At 72.9% G+C, this 15457-nt stretch carries 16 protein-coding genes; 10 read left to right on the forward strand and 6 right to left on the reverse strand.

Translation table 11 applies throughout. The annotated features are described in order from the left end of the window. Positions 1-116: 116 nt before the first annotated feature. Entirely contained in the window at positions 117-932 is an 816-nt protein-coding gene (locus K3554_RS09075) for a bifunctional allantoicase/(S)-ureidoglycine aminohydrolase (RefSeq protein ID WP_259939414.1), read from the forward strand. A 47-nt stretch (positions 933-979) separates the two neighbouring features. On the opposite strand, the gene K3554_RS09080 is transcribed toward K3554_RS09075, so the two are convergent. The 3 genes from K3554_RS09080 to puuE are packed head-to-tail and all read right to left on the reverse strand — an operon-like array spanning position 980 to position 4399. Further along, the gene (locus K3554_RS09080) at positions 980-2458 is read right to left on the reverse strand and encodes a uracil-xanthine permease family protein (RefSeq protein ID WP_259939415.1); all 1479 of its coding nucleotides are present in this window, start codon (positions 2456-2458) and stop codon (positions 980-982) included. 52 nt (positions 2459-2510) lie between these two features. Beyond that, on the reverse strand, positions 2511-3002 hold the full coding sequence (locus K3554_RS09085) for an ureidoglycolate lyase (RefSeq protein ID WP_259939416.1): 492 nt from the start codon (positions 3000-3002) through the stop codon (positions 2511-2513). Next, positions 2999-4399, reverse strand: coding sequence for an allantoinase PuuE (puuE, locus tag K3554_RS09090; protein ID WP_259939417.1), 1401 nt, complete (start codon positions 4397-4399; stop codon positions 2999-3001). Before puuE ends, K3554_RS09085 begins: the two co-directional genes overlap by 4 nt. Positions 4400-4536: 137 nt before the next feature. Here puuE and uraH point away from each other — a divergent pair, with 137 nt between their 5' ends. Then, positions 4537-4878 carry a hydroxyisourate hydrolase gene (uraH, locus tag K3554_RS09095; RefSeq protein WP_259939418.1) on the forward strand — a complete coding sequence of 114 codons (342 nt, stop codon included), beginning with the start codon at positions 4537-4539 and terminating at the stop codon, positions 4876-4878. Here the strand turns inward: uraH and K3554_RS09100 are convergent. Beyond that, positions 4863-5801, reverse strand: coding sequence for a LysR family transcriptional regulator (locus tag K3554_RS09100; protein ID WP_259939419.1), 939 nt, complete (start codon positions 5799-5801; stop codon positions 4863-4865). The genes uraH and K3554_RS09100 overlap by 16 nt on opposite strands. A gap of 92 nt (positions 5802-5893) precedes the next feature. On the opposite strand from K3554_RS09100, the gene K3554_RS09105 reads away from it, so the two are divergent. Beyond that, a complete protein-coding gene (locus K3554_RS09105) occupies positions 5894-7156 on the forward strand; it encodes a urate hydroxylase PuuD (protein ID WP_259939421.1) in 1263 nt (420 codons plus the stop codon). Positions 7157-7271: 115 nt separating this feature from the next. On the opposite strand, the gene K3554_RS09110 is transcribed toward K3554_RS09105, so the two are convergent. Beyond that, on the reverse strand, positions 7272-8177 hold the full coding sequence (locus tag K3554_RS09110) for a zinc ABC transporter substrate-binding protein (protein ID WP_259939423.1): 906 nt from the start codon (positions 8175-8177) through the stop codon (positions 7272-7274). 70 nt (positions 8178-8247) lie between these two features. Between K3554_RS09110 and K3554_RS09115 the strand changes: the two genes are divergently transcribed. The 6 genes from K3554_RS09115 to K3554_RS09140 all read left to right on the forward strand — a co-directional run bounded on the left by K3554_RS09115 (position 8248) and on the right by K3554_RS09140 (position 12657). Further along, on the forward strand, positions 8248-8724 hold the full coding sequence (locus K3554_RS09115; RefSeq protein ID WP_259939424.1) for a Fur family transcriptional regulator: 477 nt from the start codon (positions 8248-8250) through the stop codon (positions 8722-8724). After that, positions 8721-9479: a metal ABC transporter ATP-binding protein gene (locus tag K3554_RS09120; RefSeq protein ID WP_259939427.1), complete on the forward strand. Its 759-nt coding sequence runs from the start codon at positions 8721-8723 to the stop codon at positions 9477-9479. Before K3554_RS09115 ends, K3554_RS09120 begins: the two co-directional genes overlap by 4 nt. Next, on the forward strand, positions 9476-10276 hold the full coding sequence (locus K3554_RS09125; RefSeq protein WP_259939430.1) for a metal ABC transporter permease: 801 nt from the start codon (positions 9476-9478) through the stop codon (positions 10274-10276). The genes K3554_RS09120 and K3554_RS09125 overlap by 4 nt, the downstream gene beginning before the upstream one ends. A 264-nt stretch (positions 10277-10540) precedes the next feature. Beyond that, positions 10541-11038 carry a sulfopyruvate decarboxylase subunit alpha gene (locus tag K3554_RS09130; RefSeq protein WP_259939432.1) on the forward strand — a complete coding sequence of 166 codons (498 nt, stop codon included), beginning with the start codon at positions 10541-10543 and terminating at the stop codon, positions 11036-11038. Position 11039: 1 nt separating this feature from the next. Continuing rightward, a complete protein-coding gene (gene comE / locus K3554_RS09135) occupies positions 11040-11594 on the forward strand; it encodes a sulfopyruvate decarboxylase subunit beta (RefSeq protein WP_259939435.1) in 555 nt (184 codons plus the stop codon). 91 nt (positions 11595-11685) lie between these two features. After that, complete coding sequence (locus K3554_RS09140) at positions 11686-12657, forward strand: phosphotransferase family protein (protein ID WP_259939438.1); 972 nt, start codon at positions 11686-11688, stop codon at positions 12655-12657. Here the strand turns inward: K3554_RS09140 and K3554_RS09145 are convergent. Further along, positions 12654-13142: a MarR family winged helix-turn-helix transcriptional regulator gene (locus tag K3554_RS09145; RefSeq protein ID WP_259939441.1), complete on the reverse strand. Its 489-nt coding sequence runs from the start codon at positions 13140-13142 to the stop codon at positions 12654-12656. The genes K3554_RS09140 and K3554_RS09145 overlap by 4 nt on opposite strands. Positions 13143-13278: 136 nt before the next feature. On the opposite strand from K3554_RS09145, the gene selD reads away from it, so the two are divergent. Next, positions 13279-15432: a selenide, water dikinase SelD gene (gene selD, locus K3554_RS09150; RefSeq protein WP_259939443.1), complete on the forward strand. Its 2154-nt coding sequence runs from the start codon at positions 13279-13281 to the stop codon at positions 15430-15432. Positions 15433-15457: the final 25 nt, after the last annotated feature.

Below are 15457 nucleotides of genomic sequence, written 5' to 3' on the forward strand. Positions count from 1 at the left end.
TTCGGAATGCGAATCCGGCCTCAAGCGCCGCCGAAGGGTGATTGTCCGCCTCGCGGCGCAGGACCTTCGCCCATTCCCTGCTTGCACGCCCGCCCCCGCATGCGAGGCTCCGGCGCATGACATCGCTCGCATCCCCTCCCGGCGGCCTGCCGCCCCAGTCGCAGCTCCTCTCGGGGCGTGCGCGCTTCACCGAGAGCTACGCCGTGATCCCGCGCGGCGTGCAGTCCGACATCGTGACCTCGTTCCTGCCTGGTTGGGAGGGGATGCGGATGTGGGTGCTCGCGCGTCCCCTCTCGGGCTTCGCGGAGACCTTCTTCCAGGCCGCGGTCGAGCTGGAGGCGGGCGGCGGATCGGACCGGCCCGAGCAAGACCCCGGCGCCGAGGGCGTGGTCTTCGTGACGCGGGGGGCGCTGTCCCTCTCGGTCGAGGGCACGGCTCATGCGCTGCCGGAGGGGGGCTACGCCTTCCTTCCGGCGGGCTGCCGCTGGACCGTCCGCTCCGAGAGGGGCGCCACGTTCCAGTGGGTGCGCAGGCGCTTCGAGGCCGTGGAGGGGCTGGACGCGCCGGAGGCCTTCGTGGCGCACGAGGGCGACGAGGCGCCGATCGCGATGCCCGGCACCGACGGCGGCTGGACCACCCGCCGCTTCGTGGACCCCGGCGACCTGCGCCACGACATGCACGTCAACATCGTCTCCCTGGCCCCCGGCGCGGTGATCCCGTTCCTCGAGACCCACGTGATGGAGCACGGGCTCTACGTGCTGGAGGGTAAGGCGGTCTATGCGCTGAACCGCGACTGGGTCGAGGTCGAGGCGGGCGACTTCATGTGGCTGCGCGCCTTCTGCCCCCAGGCCTGCTACGCGGGCGGGCCGGGGCCGTTCCGCTACCTGCTCTACAAGGACGTGAACCGGATGCCGGGCTTCCTGCCGGCTTGAGTGCCCGGGCATGGGCGCGGCCTCCGGTCGGGGGCCGCGCGCGTCGCCTACACGTTGGCGGCGGACGCTGCTTCCTTGCCCTGCAGCCCGGTGCCGTTCCCGGACAGGCCGCCCGAGACCTGGTCGGACCCCTCGGCGGCCAGGTGCTCGGGCAGGACGAGGTTCAGCACGATGGCGATGAAGGCGGCCGGCAGGATGCCCGAGGCGGCCAGCACGCGCAGGGTGTCGGGCAGGAACTGCAGCGCGTTAGGCGCACCCGGCGCGACGTTCAGCACCTCGAGCTGCAGCCCGAGGCCGATCGACAGGGCGATCGCGAAGATCACCATGTTGCGCCGGTTCCAGATCACGTCCGCGAGCATCGAGACGCCCGCCGCGACCACCATGCCGAACATCACGATCACGCCGCCGCCCAGCACCTCGATGGGCACGGTCCGGATCACGCTGCCCACCTTCGGCACCAGCCCGCACAGGATCAGGAACAGCGCGCCGATGGTGACCACGTGGCGGCTCATCACGCCGGTCATGGCGATCAGGCCGACGTTCTGGCTGAACGAGGTGTTCGGAAAGCCCCCGAACACGCCCGCGACCGCGGTCCCGAGACCGTCGGCGTAGGTCGCGCCCTGGATCTCGCGGTCGGTCGCCTCGCGGCCCGCGCCGCCCTTGGTGATGCCCGACACGTCGCCGACGGTCTCGACCGCGGACACGAAGGCCATGAGGCAGAAGCCGATCACGGCGGCGACCGAGAACTCGAAGCCGTAGCGGAACGGCGACGGCAGCGCGAAGACGGCGGCGCTCTCCCACGACCCCGTGACGGCGTCGAGCGACAGCACCCCGACCACGAGGCTGTAGACGTAACCCGCCACGATGCCGATCAGCACCGCCGAGACCGACAGCATGCCGCGCGCGAAGAACTTCAGGCCGAGGGTCACCAGGATCACCACGCCCGCCACCGACCAGTTCAGGGCCGAGCCGTATTCCGGGCTGTTCGAGGCCTTGGCGGGCACGCCGCCCGCGGCGTACTCGATGCCCACCTTCACCAGCGCCAGGCCGATCATGGTCACCACGAGGCCGGTCACGAGGGGCGGCAGCGCGAAGCGGATGCGCTTCACGAAGGTGCCGATGAAGGCGTGGAACAGGCCGCCGACGATGACGCCGCCGAACAAAGCGGCCAACCCGTCGACCCCCTTGCCGGCGACCAGCGGGATCATGATCGGGATGAACGCGAAGGACGTGCCCTGCACGATCGGCAGCGCCGCGCCCACGGGGCCGATGGTGACGGTCTGCAGAAGCGTGGCGACGCCGGCGAACAGCATCGACATCTGGATGAGGTAGAGGAGCTCCGGAAAGTCCGGGCTGTTCGAGCCGAAGCCGAAGCCCGCGGCACCCGCCACGATGATGGCTGGCGTGACGTTCGAGACGAACATCGCCAGCACGTGCTGGATCCCCAGCGGCACTGCCTTGTGCAGTGCGGGCGTGTAGTTCGGGTCCCGGAGCTGCTCCGGTGTGCCGATCGAATGGTCTGCCATGGCGTGTCTTCCCCTCCGTGGTGGCTTCGCGGCCCCGCCCGGCCGCATCGGTCTACGCCCCCCGCGTCACGCGCCAGGGCTCGTCGAGATGGTGCTCCTCCAGGTTCGCGCCCGCGCCGATCCGGTCGATCACCGCGAAGAGTCCCGGCGCGTGGAGCGGCGTCAGCACGCCGTGCCAGGTGCCGCGATGAAGGTTCACCGCCTGACCCGGGCAAGCAAGGAAGGCGAGCGGCGCGCCGGGGCGTCCGCCCGCGTCGGGGGCCACGGTGACCAGCCATTCGGCACGGTGCATCGGAACGAAGCACTGGCTGCCCTCGGGGTGCCGCTCCAGCAGGTCCAGCGCGTAGGGCAGGGCGCGCGGCTCGGCGTCGAACAGGCTGACGCCGGCGCGCCCGTCCCCGAAGTCGAGCCGCGCACGGTCGTGGTAGCGGCCGCACAGCCCGGCGTTGATCAGCTTGTCGGGCGCACCCGCGATCTCCAGCACGTCGCCGAACGGGGCGAAGGCCTCGGCCGTAAGGGGACGCGCGACGATTTCGCGGCTCACGGCAGCAGGTCCGCGAGGCGCAGCTCGGCGATGCGCTCGACCTGGCGGCAGGCCTCGGCGAACTCCGTGGCGCGGTCGTTGGCGAGGCGCCGCTCCATCATCTCCATGATGCCCGCCTTGTCGTGGTCCCGCACCGCGACGATGAACGGGAAGCCGTGCCGCTCCACATAGGCCGCGTTCCGCTCCTCGAACCACCCGCGCTCCGAATCGGTCAGGAGGTCCAGCCCCGCGCCCGCCTGCTCGGCGGTGCTTTCGGCCGTTAGGCGCCCGGCGGCGGCGAGCTTGCCGGCGAGGTCGGGGTGCGCGCGCAGCACGCCGAGCCGCTCAGCCTCGGAGGCGCTTCGGAACATGCGCGCGAGCGCGTTGTGCAGTCCGACCGCGTCGTCGTGGTGCGGCCCCAGCTCCAGCGCGTGCGCCCGCTCCGCGATCCACGGCGAGTGCTCGAAGATCGAGCCGTAAGCGGACACGAACGCGTCCCGGTCCAAGGCGCTCGGACGCTGGCGGGGGCGGTGGGGATGCTCGGCAGCCCAGTGCGCGGCGATCTCGGCGCGGGTGGCGATCCAGACGTCGCCCTTCTCCTGCACGTGATCGAGGAAGCGCCGCAGCGCCTCGGCGCGGCCGGGCCGGCCCGCGAGGCGGCAGTGGAGCCCCACCGACATCATCCGCCCGCCCTCGCGGTGGAGGCAGTCGAAGCTGTCGCGCAGGTATCGCTCCCACGAGGCGCCGTCGGGGTGGCCGGCCTGGATCGCGAAGCGCATGTCGTTGGCGTCGAGCGTGTAGGGCAGGATGAGCTGCGCGCGGCCTGCCTCCTCAACCCAGTAGGGCAGATCGTCGGCGTAGCTGTCTGACACGTAGGCGAAGGCACCGGTCTCGGCGGCCAGCCGGATCGTGTTCTCGGACGAGCGGCCGCAGTACCATCCCACGGGCGCCTCGCCGACCACTTCCGCGTGGAGGCGCAGCGCCTCGGCGATCGCGGCGCGCTCCTCCGCCTCGGGCATGTCGCGGTGCTCGACCCACTTCAGCCCATGCGACGCGATTTCCCAGTCCGCCTCCCGCATCGCGCGCACCTGCGCCGGCCCCCGGGCCAGCGCGGTGGCCACGCCGTACACGGTCACGGGCAGGTCGCGCAGCATCCGGTGAAGGCGCCAGAACCCGGCCCGGGCGCCGTACTCGTAGATCGATTCCATGTTGGCGTGGCGCATGCCCGGCCAAGGCTGCGCGCCGGTGATCTCGGACAGGAACGCCTCGGAGGCCGCGTCGCCGTGGAGGATGTTGTTCTCGCCGCCCTCCTCGTAGTTCAGCACGAGGCTCAGGGCGACGCGCGCGCCGCCCGGCCAGCGGGCCTCGGGCGGGACGGGGCCGTGGCCCGAAAGGTCGCGGGGGTAGCGTGGCGGCATGACGATTCCCTCATACCCTCTCTAGGCTGAAAACCGCGGCGCGATTATCAAGGAATCGCAGATTCAGCCTCGCGCCCGGCCGGACTGCCCCGCAAGGTGGGATACGGTAGACCGGAGCGAACCCGCGGAGGACCATCATGACCGCCAGCCTCACCACCCATGTCCTCGACACCGCGGGCGGGACGCCGGCCGGGGGAATGACGATCGACCTCTTCCGGATCGAGGGCGACGAGCGCGTCCATCTCGCCTCCGCCGTCACCAACGACGACGGGCGGACCGACGCGCCGATCCTGCCGGACGCGGATCACGGGACCTACGAGATCGTGTTCCGCTGCGCGGCGTGGCTCGACGCACGCGCGCCGGAGCGCCGCCGGTTCCTCGGCGACGTGCCGGTCCGCTTCGGCATCGACGAGGACGCGCACTACCACGTGCCGCTCCTGCTCAGCCCTTTCGGCTACTCGACCTACCGCGGCTCCTGAACCGCCGGGCCGTGCGCCTCGGCGGCCGCGACCGCATCGCGGAGCACGGGAACGGCCCAGTCCATGAAAAGCTTGCGCTTCGGATCCTGAAGCCGCCGGTGGGTCGTCAGGCAGACGAGCTGCACCGGCGCGGGCCGCGCCGCTTCGCACACCTCCACGAGCGCGCCGGAGGCCAAGTGCGCGGCCACTTCGAACAGTGGCTTCAGCGCGATGCCGCGGCCTGCCAGCGCCCAGTTGGTGAGCACCGCGCCGTCGTCGCTGTCGAGGCGTCCCGTCACGGCGAACCGCCTCGTGCCTTCGGGTGTGTCGAGCGGCCAGCGGAACTCCGCCGCGCCCGGGAAGCGCAGGATCAGGCACTCGTGCCCCGCCAGGAGGTCCGCGCCGGTCTTCGGCATGCCCCGCGCGGCGACGTAGCCGGGCGAGGCGACGAGAACGCGGCGGCAGTCGCAGATCTTGCGCAGCTTGAGCGTCGAGTCCTCGGGCGTCCCGAGGAAGACCGCGAGGTCCAGCCCCTCGCCGGTCAGGTCGACGTTGCGGTCCGTGAGCCGCAGGCGGAGCCGGACCTCCGGATGGGCGTCCGCGAACTCGGGGATGCGCGGCGCCAGGATCCGGCGCCCCAGGGCCAGCGGCGCGGCGACGCCGAGCAGGCCGCGCACGCTCCCGGTGATGGCGGCGACCCGGCCCTCCGCCGCCTCCAGCGCCTCGATCACCTCGCGTGCGCCGGCATAGAAGGCCTCGCCGTGCTCCGTGGGCCGCAGTGAGCGCGTGGTGCGCTGGAACAGCCGGACCGCGAGGTGTTGCTCCAGCGCGGCGATGCGCGAAGAGGCCACCGCCGGGGACACCCGCTGGTCGCGCGCCGCCGCGGACATGGAGCCAAGCTCGTAGACCCGGACGAAGAGGCGGATATTCTCGAGCAAGGCCATTATGCGCGTCCCGGCGAAGGTGCTGCGGCGTCTTCGGCGATACCGGAACAATGGATGGTTGGCTATCACGGGGCCGATCACGGAGGACGCCGATGTACGATCTCGCCATCTTCACGGACTTCGCGGGCGCCGCGGTCCGCTGGCTGCACCTCGTCACGGCGATGGCGTGGATCGGGGCGTCGTTCTACTTCATCGCGCTCGACCTCGGACTGCGAAAGCGCCCCGGCATGCCCGAGGGCGCGTCGGGCGAGGAGTGGGAGGTGCACGGCGGCGGATTCTACCACACCACGAAGTACCTCGTGGCGCCCGATCGCCTCCCCGAGCACCTGACCTGGCACAAGTGGCAGAGCTACATGACCTGGGTCAGCGGCGCGGGCCTCCTCGTGATCACCTACTGGCTGGGCGCCGAGCTGTTCCTCGTGGACCCCGCCAAGCTGGACATCGCCACGTGGCAGGCGATCGGGCTGTCCGCCCTGTTCATCGCCGCCGGCTGGCTGGGCTACGACGCGCTGTGCCGCTCGCCCCTCCGTCACCGGCCGGAGCTGGTGATGGCGGTGCTGTTCGCTGGCATCGTCCTGTCCTCCTGGCTCCTGCACCAGTGCTTCACGGGCCGCGCCGCGCAGCTGCACCTCGGCGCCATGACGGCCACGATCATGACCGGCAATGTGTTCTTCGTGATCATGCCCAACCAGCGCATCGTGGTGGCCGACCTGAAGGCGGGGCGCACGCCCGACGCCAAGTACGGCGCCATCGCCAAGCTGCGCTCGACGCACAACAACTACCTCACCCTGCCGGTGATCTTCCTGATGCTGTCGAACCACTACCCGGCGACCTACGCCGTGCCGCTCGCGTGGCTGATCGGCCCGCTGGTGTTCCTGATCGGCATCGTGGTGCGGCACTACTTCAACACCCTCCACGCGACGGGGCGCGGACCGGTCTGGACCTGGGGCGCGGCGGCCGTGATCTTCGTGCTTGTGATGTGGATCGGCGCCGCGCCCATGTTCCGCGTCAGCGCGCTGGAAGAGGCCGAGGCGCGCGCGCCGAGCCGCTCGGAGCTGGCCCTGATCGCCTCGCCGCACTTCAAGGCGGCCGCCAACGCGGTGCGGGGCCGCTGCTCCATGTGCCATGCGCGCGAGCCGTTCTGGGACGGCATCGCGTGGCCCCCGAAGGGCGTGGTGCTGGAGACCGACGCCGACATCGCCCGCCACGCCCGCGAGATCTACCTGCAGGCCGGCGCGAGCCACGCCATGCCACCCGCGAACCTCACCGGCATGGAGGAGGCCGAACGGCGCGCCTTGGTGCGGTGGTTCCGCGGCGGGGGCGCGCTGCAGGTCGCCGGAAGCGCGAGCCGCTAGACTCGTCCGGGGGGAGGGGCACCCCGGGGGCTGCAATGGGCTCGACGGGGCCGAACTTGCATGGCGTTCGGCGCTTGGGGTACTCGATACGCCTCTCCGGACCGGACGCTTCGCGTCAGTCCGCGCAGGCCGCGAACTGCGCGGCGACCGCGCGGATCAGGGCGGGGTAGAAGTCCGGGCCGGGGGGTATGTCGGCTCCGAGCGGGTCGATCACATGGACGGCTCCGCCGGTGCCTTCCAGCACGGTCGCGGCGACACGCCGGTCGAACTGGGGCTCGGCGAAGACGCAGGCGACCCCGCGGTCCCGCACGAGCGCGCGGATCGCCTCGATGCGCGCCGGCGCGGGGTCCGACGCGTCGCCCTCCGCGATGGCCCCGGCCGCCGCGAGGTCGAACCGATCCTCGAAGTAGTGGAACGCGTCGTGGAACACGACGAAGTCCGGCGCGTCCCTGGGCAGGATCGCGCGGGCGTCCTCGACGGCCGCGTCGATCTCCAGGCGTCCCCTGGCGGCGTTGCTCCGGTAGGCGTCCGCGTTCGACGGGTCGAGCGCGGCGAGGGTCTCGGCGATCGCGTCCAGCCACACCTTGCCGTTCTCGGGGTCGAGCCAAAGATGCGGATCGCGGGTGCCGTGGTCGTCTTCGCCCTCGTGGTCGTGCGCGCCGAACGCCGCGCCCTCGCGGAACGCAAATACGGTGGCGCCCGGCACGTCCATCAGCTCGACCACCTCCGCGTCCCCCGCGAGCGTCCCGATCGCGCCCGCGAGCCACGGCTCCAGCGCCGGGCCGATCCAGAACACCGCGTCGGCGCCCTCCAGCGCCCGCGCCTCCGAGGGGCGCAGGGCGTGGTGGTGGGGCGAGGCACCGGCCCCGACCACCAGCGCCGGCGTGCCGAGACCCTCCATCACCCGCGCGGCGAGGCCGTGAACCGGCGCGATGTCGGTCGTCACTTGCGGCACCTCCGCGGCGGCGGCCCCGGCGGCGAGGAGGAGGGCGAGGAGGGGGCGGGCGAGGGCGATGGACACGGGCCGCTCCGGACGGTAGGGGACGGACTGCCGGTACGGCGTATGATATAACATTTCAAGTGGGGCCACGATGACGGACCGGGCCTTCCGCGAGCACGACCACGGGACCTGCGTGGCCGACGGCGTCGCCGCCGCGGCGGACGCCTGCGCCGCGCGCAAGCTCCAGTTCACGAAGGCGCGGCGCCGCGTGCTCGAGATCCTGCTGCGCGAGCACAAGGCGATGGGCGCCTACGAGATCCTCGACGTGCTGCGCGCGGAGGGCATCGGCTCGCAGCCGCCCACCGCCTACCGGGCGCTGGAGTTCCTCACGCGCCATGGCTTCGCCCACCGGATCGAGCGCCTGAACCGCTTCATCGCCTGCTCGCACCTCTCCGACGCCCATGCCCCGGTGTTCCTGATCTGCCGGACTTGCGAGCGCGTCGTGGAGGCGCGCTCCGACCCCGCCGGGGGCGAGATCGGCCGTGTGGCACGGCAGGCGGGCTTCACCGTGGAGCGGGCCGTGCGCGAGGCCGAGGGCCTGTGCCCCGCCTGCGCGTGCTCGGCATGAGCGCCGCGTCCCGCGTCCTCGTGCGCGCCGAAGGGCTGGCGGTCCGTCACGGCGGCACGACCGTGCTGCACGACGTGGACCTGCGGGTGGAGGCTGGCGAGATCGTCACGATCGTCGGCCCCAACGGCTCGGGCAAGTCCACGCTGGTGGCCGCTCTGCTGGGCGGGGTGCGCCTCGCGGCTGGGCGGATCGAGCGGGCGCCCCACTTGCGCATCGGCTACGTGCCCCAGCGCCTCGTGCTCGATCCCACGTTGCCGATCACCGTGGAGCGCTTCCTCGCGCTGCCGGGCCGGCCCGACCGCGCCTGCACCGCCGAGGCGCTGGAGCGCGCCGGCGTGCCGGGCATCGGGGGGCGACAGATGGCGACGCTGTCGGGCGGGCAGTTCCAGCGCGCGCTGCTGGCCCGCGCGATCCAGGGCGCGCCCGACCTCCTGATCCTAGACGAGGCCACCGCGGGGCTGGACCAGCCCGGCGCGGCGGCCTTCTACCGACGCATCGAGGAGGTCCGCTCCGCTACGGGCTGCGGCGTGCTGATGATCAGCCACGACCTCCACGTGGTCATGAGCGCCTCGGACCGCGTCATCTGCCTCAACGGCCACGTATGCTGCGAGGGCACGCCCGAGGTCGTGGCCGCGGCGCCCGACTACCGGCGGCTCTTCGGCGAGGGGACGCAGGGGGCGCTCGCGCTCTACCGCCACCACCACGACCACAGCCACGGCGAAGGCCACCACCACCATCCGGAGCCGGGCGCATGAGCCTCGACGACTTCATGACCCGCGCCGCGCTGGCCGGCGTCGGCACCGGCCTCGCCGCGGCGCCTCTCGGCTGCTTCGTGGTCTGGCGGCGCATGGCCTACTTCGGGGATGCCACAGCCCACGCCGCGATCCTCGGCGTGGCGCTGTCGCTGGCGCTCTCGCTGCCGGTCTTTGCGGGCGCGCTGGCGGTGGCGCTGGGCATGGCCGCGACGGTCTCGGCGCTCGCGGGGCGGGGGTACTCGGCGGACGTGCTGCTGGGGGTCATGGCGCACTCGGCGCTGGCGTTCGGGCTGGTGGGCGTGTCGTTCCTCGACGGCGTGCGGATCGACCTCATGGCCTACCTCTTCGGCGACATCCTCGCGGTCTCGCGCACCGACCTCGCGGTGATCTGGGGCGGGGCGGTGCTGGTGCTGGGATTGATCGCCTGGCGATGGTCGGCCCTCCTGACGGCCACGCTCGACCCCGACCTCGCGCGCGCCGCCGGCATCGACCCGCGGCGCGAGCAGCTCGCGCTCACCCTCGCGCTCGCGGTGGTGGTGGCGGTGGCGATCAAGGTGGTCGGCGCGCTGCTGATCACCGCGCTCCTCATCATCCCCGCCGCCACCGTCCGCCCCTTCAGCGGCACGCCCGAGCGCATGGCCGCGCTCGCCGCGCTCGCCGCCGTGGCCGCGGCCTGGGGCGGGCTGCGGGCGTCCTACGCGCTGGACACCCCCACGGGTCCGACGGTGGTCTGCGTGGCCGCGCTGATGTTCGCCGCCTCGAACGCCGCGGCAGGCCTCCGCCGCCTCGTGCGCTGACGGCCCGCACCCTCGCCCGGCCGCCACGGCGCGTCCCCTGCACCCTTGCACCGCGGGCGCAGGGGCCTACACGGGTGGGGTCGCGGGCGAAGGGACCGGGCCGGACGGGCAGGGGAGGCACGATGCGCGAGTATTCCGGACCGGCGAACACCGCCGTCATCCCCAAGAAAGCCGACCGCGCCGGGGCCAGTCCCTGCGCCCCCGACGAGGCCGCCGGCGACTGAGCCGCCACACGACGCACCTGCCCCAACCCCGGAGACCTCCGTGAGCATATCAGAAAGAATCGTCGATGACCTCGTGGCGAACGAGATCGCCTTCGTCACCACGGTACCGTGCAAACAGCTCGGCGGCGTGATCGCCGAGTGCGAGGCCCGTCCCGAGATCCACCACGTCCCCTCCAACAAGGAGGACGAGGGCATGGGGCTGTGCGCCGGCGCGTGGATGGGCGGCAAGCGCCCCTGCATCATCATGCAGAACACCGCGCTCGGCGTAACCGTGAACACGCTGGTGACGCTCACGCAGTTCTACCGCATGCCCCTGCCGATGCTGATCTCCTACCGGGGCGAGCTGAAGGAGCCGGTGGCCTGCCAGGCCGAGATGGCGGTGCACACCAAGGCGCTGCTCGCGCAGCTCCACATCCCGACCTACCACTTCCACCGGCAGAGCGACGCCGAGGAGCTGGACGCGATCCTCAAGTACACCTTCATGTGCAACAAGCCGGTCGCGATCCTGACCGACGCGACCTTCTGGGGAGGCTACTGATATGATCCGCTCCGAGATCCTGCGCGAGATCGCGCCCATCCTCCGCGACCACCTGGTGGTGTGCAACATCGGGCTCCCGAGCCAGGAGCTGCACATGATCGACGACCAGCCCACCAACTTCTACATGCTGGGCACCATGGGGCTGGCCTCCTCGATCGGCCTCGGGCTGGCCTTGGCGCAGCCCAAGACCGTGATCGCCATCGACGGCGACGGCTCGGTGCTGACCAACCTCGGCACGCTGCCCACCATCGCCAACAACGTGGCCGACAACTTCGTGCTGATGATCGTCGACAACGGCTCCTACGGCTCCACCGGCGACCAGCCGACCTACGCGGGCAAGAAGACCTCGCTTGCAAAGGTGGCCGAGGCCTGCGGCTGCGAGAACGTCGTGGAGTGCCGGGCCGAGGACACCGGCGCGGAGCTGCAGCGCGCGATCGACGGGGGGCGCATGACCGTGCTCGTGGTGAAGTGCGAGAGCGGCAACGTGAAGGTGCCCGTGATCACCAAGGACCCGGTGGTGATCCGCCAGCGCTTCATGGAGGCCGTGCAGGCCTGAGCCTCGGGGGCGGGCGGCCTTGCCGCCCGTCCGCGGCCATACTCCCGCCCCGGGGACGTGCGATGTGCCCCCCGCAGCCGGAGGAAGCGCGATGTTCGACGAGATCGAGGAGACCTGCCGCGCGGCGCTCGGGCACGCCCCCGAGGCGCTGGAGTTCCCCGGCGGGATCGGCCGCAAGACCATGATCGCCGTGGTGCGGGGGCGGCGCTACGTGATCTCGCGCCGCCGCTCCGAAGCCCGGGCGCGGCTCGAGGCCGGGGTGCTTCGGGCGCTCGCGCCCACCGGCGCGGTGCCGGGCCTCCTCCACCGCGGCGGCCGCTGGATCGTGCAGGAGCACGTGCCGGGCCCCCGCCTCAGCGGCGCCATCGACGCCGCCGACGGGCCGGGTGCCGAGACGCTGATGGACCGCGGCGCGACGGGCCTCGTGGCGATGCAGCAGGAGGGCGCGCGCGCCGGCCTCGCCTCGCGCGTGCCGCCGCTCGGCACCCGCGACGTCTGGCTCGACGAGCTGCTGTCGATGCCCGCGCGGCTAGCGGACACCCTCGGCATGGAGCCCCCGCGCTTCGACGCCGGGGCGGCGCGCCCCGCACTGCGCGCCGGCCCGCCGGTCTTCGTGAAGTGGGACGCGCGCACCGGCAACGCGATCCTCGGAGACGACGGGCGCATCCGCTGGATCGACTGGGAGCACTGCGGCGCCCGCAACGCGGTCGACGACCTCGTGTGGATGTTCGGCGACGAGTGGACGCCGGACTGCCCCGAGGTCGAGCGCGCCGCCGTGACGCGCCTCGCGGACGCCCACGGGCTGGAGCGCACGGCCACGGCGGGGGCATTCGCGGCGATGGGCGCGCTCCACGCCTGCGTGCGCCTGGCGCTGATCCTCGCGCGCAAGGGAGAGGGGGGCTGGTGGTCGCACGGTGGCGCGCTGGCCGCCGACCGCGTCGGCGTCACGCGCCGCGTGGCCGCCCGCCTCGCGCGACGCGGGGCCCGCTGGAGCGAGGCCGCGCCCGGAATGTCGCCGCTGTCGGGCTTCTTCGGTGCGGTGCCGGAGCACCTGCCGCGCTAGTGGTCGTCGGGGTCCGGGACCTCACCGTGATCCGACGCTTCGTCGAGCTGCGCGAGCACGCGCATGAACACCTTCATGTCCTCGGGCGAGATGTCGCGGGTCAGCAACTCCTGGCGGCGGCGGATCACCGGCACCAGTCGCTCGATCGTCGCGCTGCCCTCGGGCGTGATGCGCAGCACCTGGCGGCGGCTGTCGCGCGGGTCGGGACGGAGCTCCACGAGACCGCGGGCGGCGAGTCCCTTGATCTTTCGGCTGAGCTGGCCCTTGTCCATCTGCACCTGCCGCGCGAGCGTCGCCATCGTGGTCGGCCCGCCCGCGTCGAGCAGGCGCATCAGGCGCCACTCGGCCACCGTCATGTCGGAATGGGCCCGCAGGAGGTTGGTGGTGTGCGCCGTCAGCTTGCTTTGGGTGCGCGAAAGGCGGAACGTCACGAACGACGTGAGTTTGGCGATCGTCTCCGGCAGGTGGTGTGCGGCTTCTGACATGGGCGCGAAGGTCGCACCCCTCAGATGAGGGGTCAACGGCCTGTTGGTCGCGTGAGGCTTCCGGGCAACGCCTTCGTGTGGGAGCGGGCGGACCGCGCCCCTGTCGCCGGGCCGCCGGACGGCCTAGGTGGCGGGGATGCACGGCGACGTTCCCCTCACCCGAGACCTCCTCTTGATCGGCGGCGGCCACGCCCACGCGCTGGTGCTGCGACGCTGGGGCATGGCGCCCCAGCCGGGCGTGCGCGTCACCGTGGTGAACCCCGGACCGACGGCACCCTACACGGGCATGTTGCCCGGCCATGTGGCGGGACACTACGCGCGGGGCGATCTGGACATCGACCTCGTGCGGCTGGCGCGCGTCGCGGGGGCGCGGCTGATCGACGGAGCGGTGGACCGGATCGAAGCGGGGCGCGCGCATGTCGCGGGGCGGGGCTGGATCGCGTTCGACGTCGCCTCACTCGACGTCGGCATCACCGGCGAGATGACCGACCTCGAGGGGTTCGCGGAGCATGCCGTGGGCGCCAAGCCCCTCGGACGCTTTGCCGAGGCCTGGCGCGCGCATCGCGATGCGGCGCGGTCCGGCGCGCGGGCAGGCGACGCCGCGGTGATCGGCGGCGGCGTGGCCGGGGTGGAGCTGGCGATGGCCATGACGCACGCGCTTCCGGGCGCGCGGATCACGGTGCTCGAAGCCGAGGCGGCGCTGACCGGCGTGGCGGATCGCGCGCGACGGTGCCTGCTGGCCGCGATGAAGGATCTCGGGGTGACCTTGCGCACGAACGCCCGCGTCGAGCGGGTGGAGGCCGAACGCGTGGTGCTTGCGGACGGCGCGGTGCCCTCGCGCTTCACCGTCGGGGCGGGCGGCGCGCGGCCCCACGGGTGGCTCGCCGCGAGCGGGCTGCCCTCGCACGAGGGTTTCGTGCGCGTCGGCCCGACGCTCCAGGTCGAGGGCCACCCGAACCTCTTCGCGGTCGGCGACTGCGCGCATCTCGACCATGCGCCCCGTCCCAAGGCCGGTGTCTTCGCCGTGCGCGCCGCCCCGGTGCTGGAGCGCAACCTTCGCGCAGTGCTGGCGGGCGAGACGCTGCCGGCACGGTTCCGGCCCCAGCGGCGCTACCTGAAGCTCGTCTCGCTCGGGGGGCGGCGCGCGCTCGCCGAGCGGGGCGGGTGGTCGCCCCCGCTGCCCGAGCGCCTGACGTGGTGGTGGAAGGACCGCATCGACCGCCGGTTCATGGAGAAGCTCACGGACCTGCCCGCGATGCCAGCGCCCCCCGTTCCGCGCGGCGCGGCGGCGGGCGTTTCCGAGGCACTGGGCGGCAAGCCGCTCTGCGGCGGCTGTGGCTCGAAGGTTGGGCCGGGCGCGCTGGGCAGGGCGCTTGCGGACCTACCCCCGCCCACCCGCTCCGACGTGCTGTCGCGCCCCGGCGACGACGCCGCGGTGCTGGTGCACGGGGAGCGCTCGCAGGTGCTGACCACGGACCACCTGCGCGCCTTCACGCTCGACCACGCCCTGATGGCCCGCATCGCCGCGGTCCACGCGCTGGGCGACGTCTGGGCGATGGGCGCCGAGCCGCAGGCGGCGCTCGCGCAGCTCGTGCTGCCGCGCATAACCGACGCGCTGGCCGAGCGGACCCTGCGCGAGATGCTCGCGGCGGCCTCCGAGGTGATCCGCGGCGCCGGGGCCGAGCTGGTGGGTGGGCACACAACGATGGGGGCCGAGATGACGGTGGGCTTCTCGATCACCGGCCTCGCGGGGCGGGCCATCGGCCACGACGGCGCGCGGGCAGGGGATGCGCTGGTGCTGACCAAGCCGCTCGGGACGGGGGTGATCCTCGCGGGTGAGATGGCGGGCCGGGCGCCGGGCGCGGCGGTGACGGCCTGTCTCGCGGCGATGGCCCGACCGCAGGGCGAGGCGGCGGCGATCCTCGGCGGGGCGCACGCGATGACCGACGTGACGGGGTTCGGTCTGGCCGGGCACCTCCTGCGGATCTGCGAGGCGAGCGGCGTGGGCGCGGAGATCGCGGTGGATGCGCTGCCGCTCTATGGAGGCGCGGCTGCGCTGGCGGAGGCGGGCGTCGCGTCCACCATCCACGGCGCCAACGTCGCCGCGGCTCCGGTGATGGGACGGGGCGGCTGGATGCTGCACGATCCGCAGACGGCGGGGGGGCTGCTGGCGGCTGTGCCCGAGGACGAGGCGGACGCGCTTGTGGAGCGGCTGCGCGCAGCGGGGTTCGTGGCGGCGGCGCGGATCGGGCAGGTGGTCGAGGGACCGGCGGTGTTGCGGGGGATGTGAGGCGCGCCACGCCCCGGCCTTGCGC

The organism is Jannaschia sp. W003 (assembly GCF_025144335.1).
In the GTDB taxonomy this organism is placed as follows: Bacteria; Pseudomonadota; Alphaproteobacteria; order Rhodobacterales; family Rhodobacteraceae; genus Jannaschia.

Coding starts and splice junctions, on each gene's coding strand:
- K3554_RS09075 (WP_259939414.1), top strand. CDS start 117: ATGACATCGCTCGCATCCCCTCCCGGCGGCCTGCCGCCCCAGTCGCAG.
- K3554_RS09080 (WP_259939415.1), bottom strand. CDS start 2,458: ATGGCAGACCATTCGATCGGCACACCGGAGCAGCTCCGGGACCCGAAC.
- puuE (WP_259939417.1), bottom strand. CDS start 4,399: ATGCCGCCACGCTACCCCCGCGACCTTTCGGGCCACGGCCCCGTCCCG.
- uraH (WP_259939418.1), top strand. CDS start 4,537: ATGACCGCCAGCCTCACCACCCATGTCCTCGACACCGCGGGCGGGACG.
- K3554_RS09100 (WP_259939419.1), bottom strand. CDS start 5,801: ATGGCCTTGCTCGAGAATATCCGCCTCTTCGTCCGGGTCTACGAGCTT.
- K3554_RS09105 (WP_259939421.1), top strand. CDS start 5,894: ATGTACGATCTCGCCATCTTCACGGACTTCGCGGGCGCCGCGGTCCGC.
- K3554_RS09115 (WP_259939424.1), top strand. CDS start 8,248: ATGACGGACCGGGCCTTCCGCGAGCACGACCACGGGACCTGCGTGGCC.
- K3554_RS09120 (WP_259939427.1), top strand. CDS start 8,721: ATGAGCGCCGCGTCCCGCGTCCTCGTGCGCGCCGAAGGGCTGGCGGTC.
- K3554_RS09125 (WP_259939430.1), top strand. CDS start 9,476: ATGAGCCTCGACGACTTCATGACCCGCGCCGCGCTGGCCGGCGTCGGC.
- comE (WP_259939435.1), top strand. CDS start 11,040: ATGATCCGCTCCGAGATCCTGCGCGAGATCGCGCCCATCCTCCGCGAC.
- K3554_RS09140 (WP_259939438.1), top strand. CDS start 11,686: ATGTTCGACGAGATCGAGGAGACCTGCCGCGCGGCGCTCGGGCACGCC.
- K3554_RS09145 (WP_259939441.1), bottom strand. CDS start 13,142: ATGTCAGAAGCCGCACACCACCTGCCGGAGACGATCGCCAAACTCACG.
- selD (WP_259939443.1), top strand. CDS start 13,279: ATGCACGGCGACGTTCCCCTCACCCGAGACCTCCTCTTGATCGGCGGC.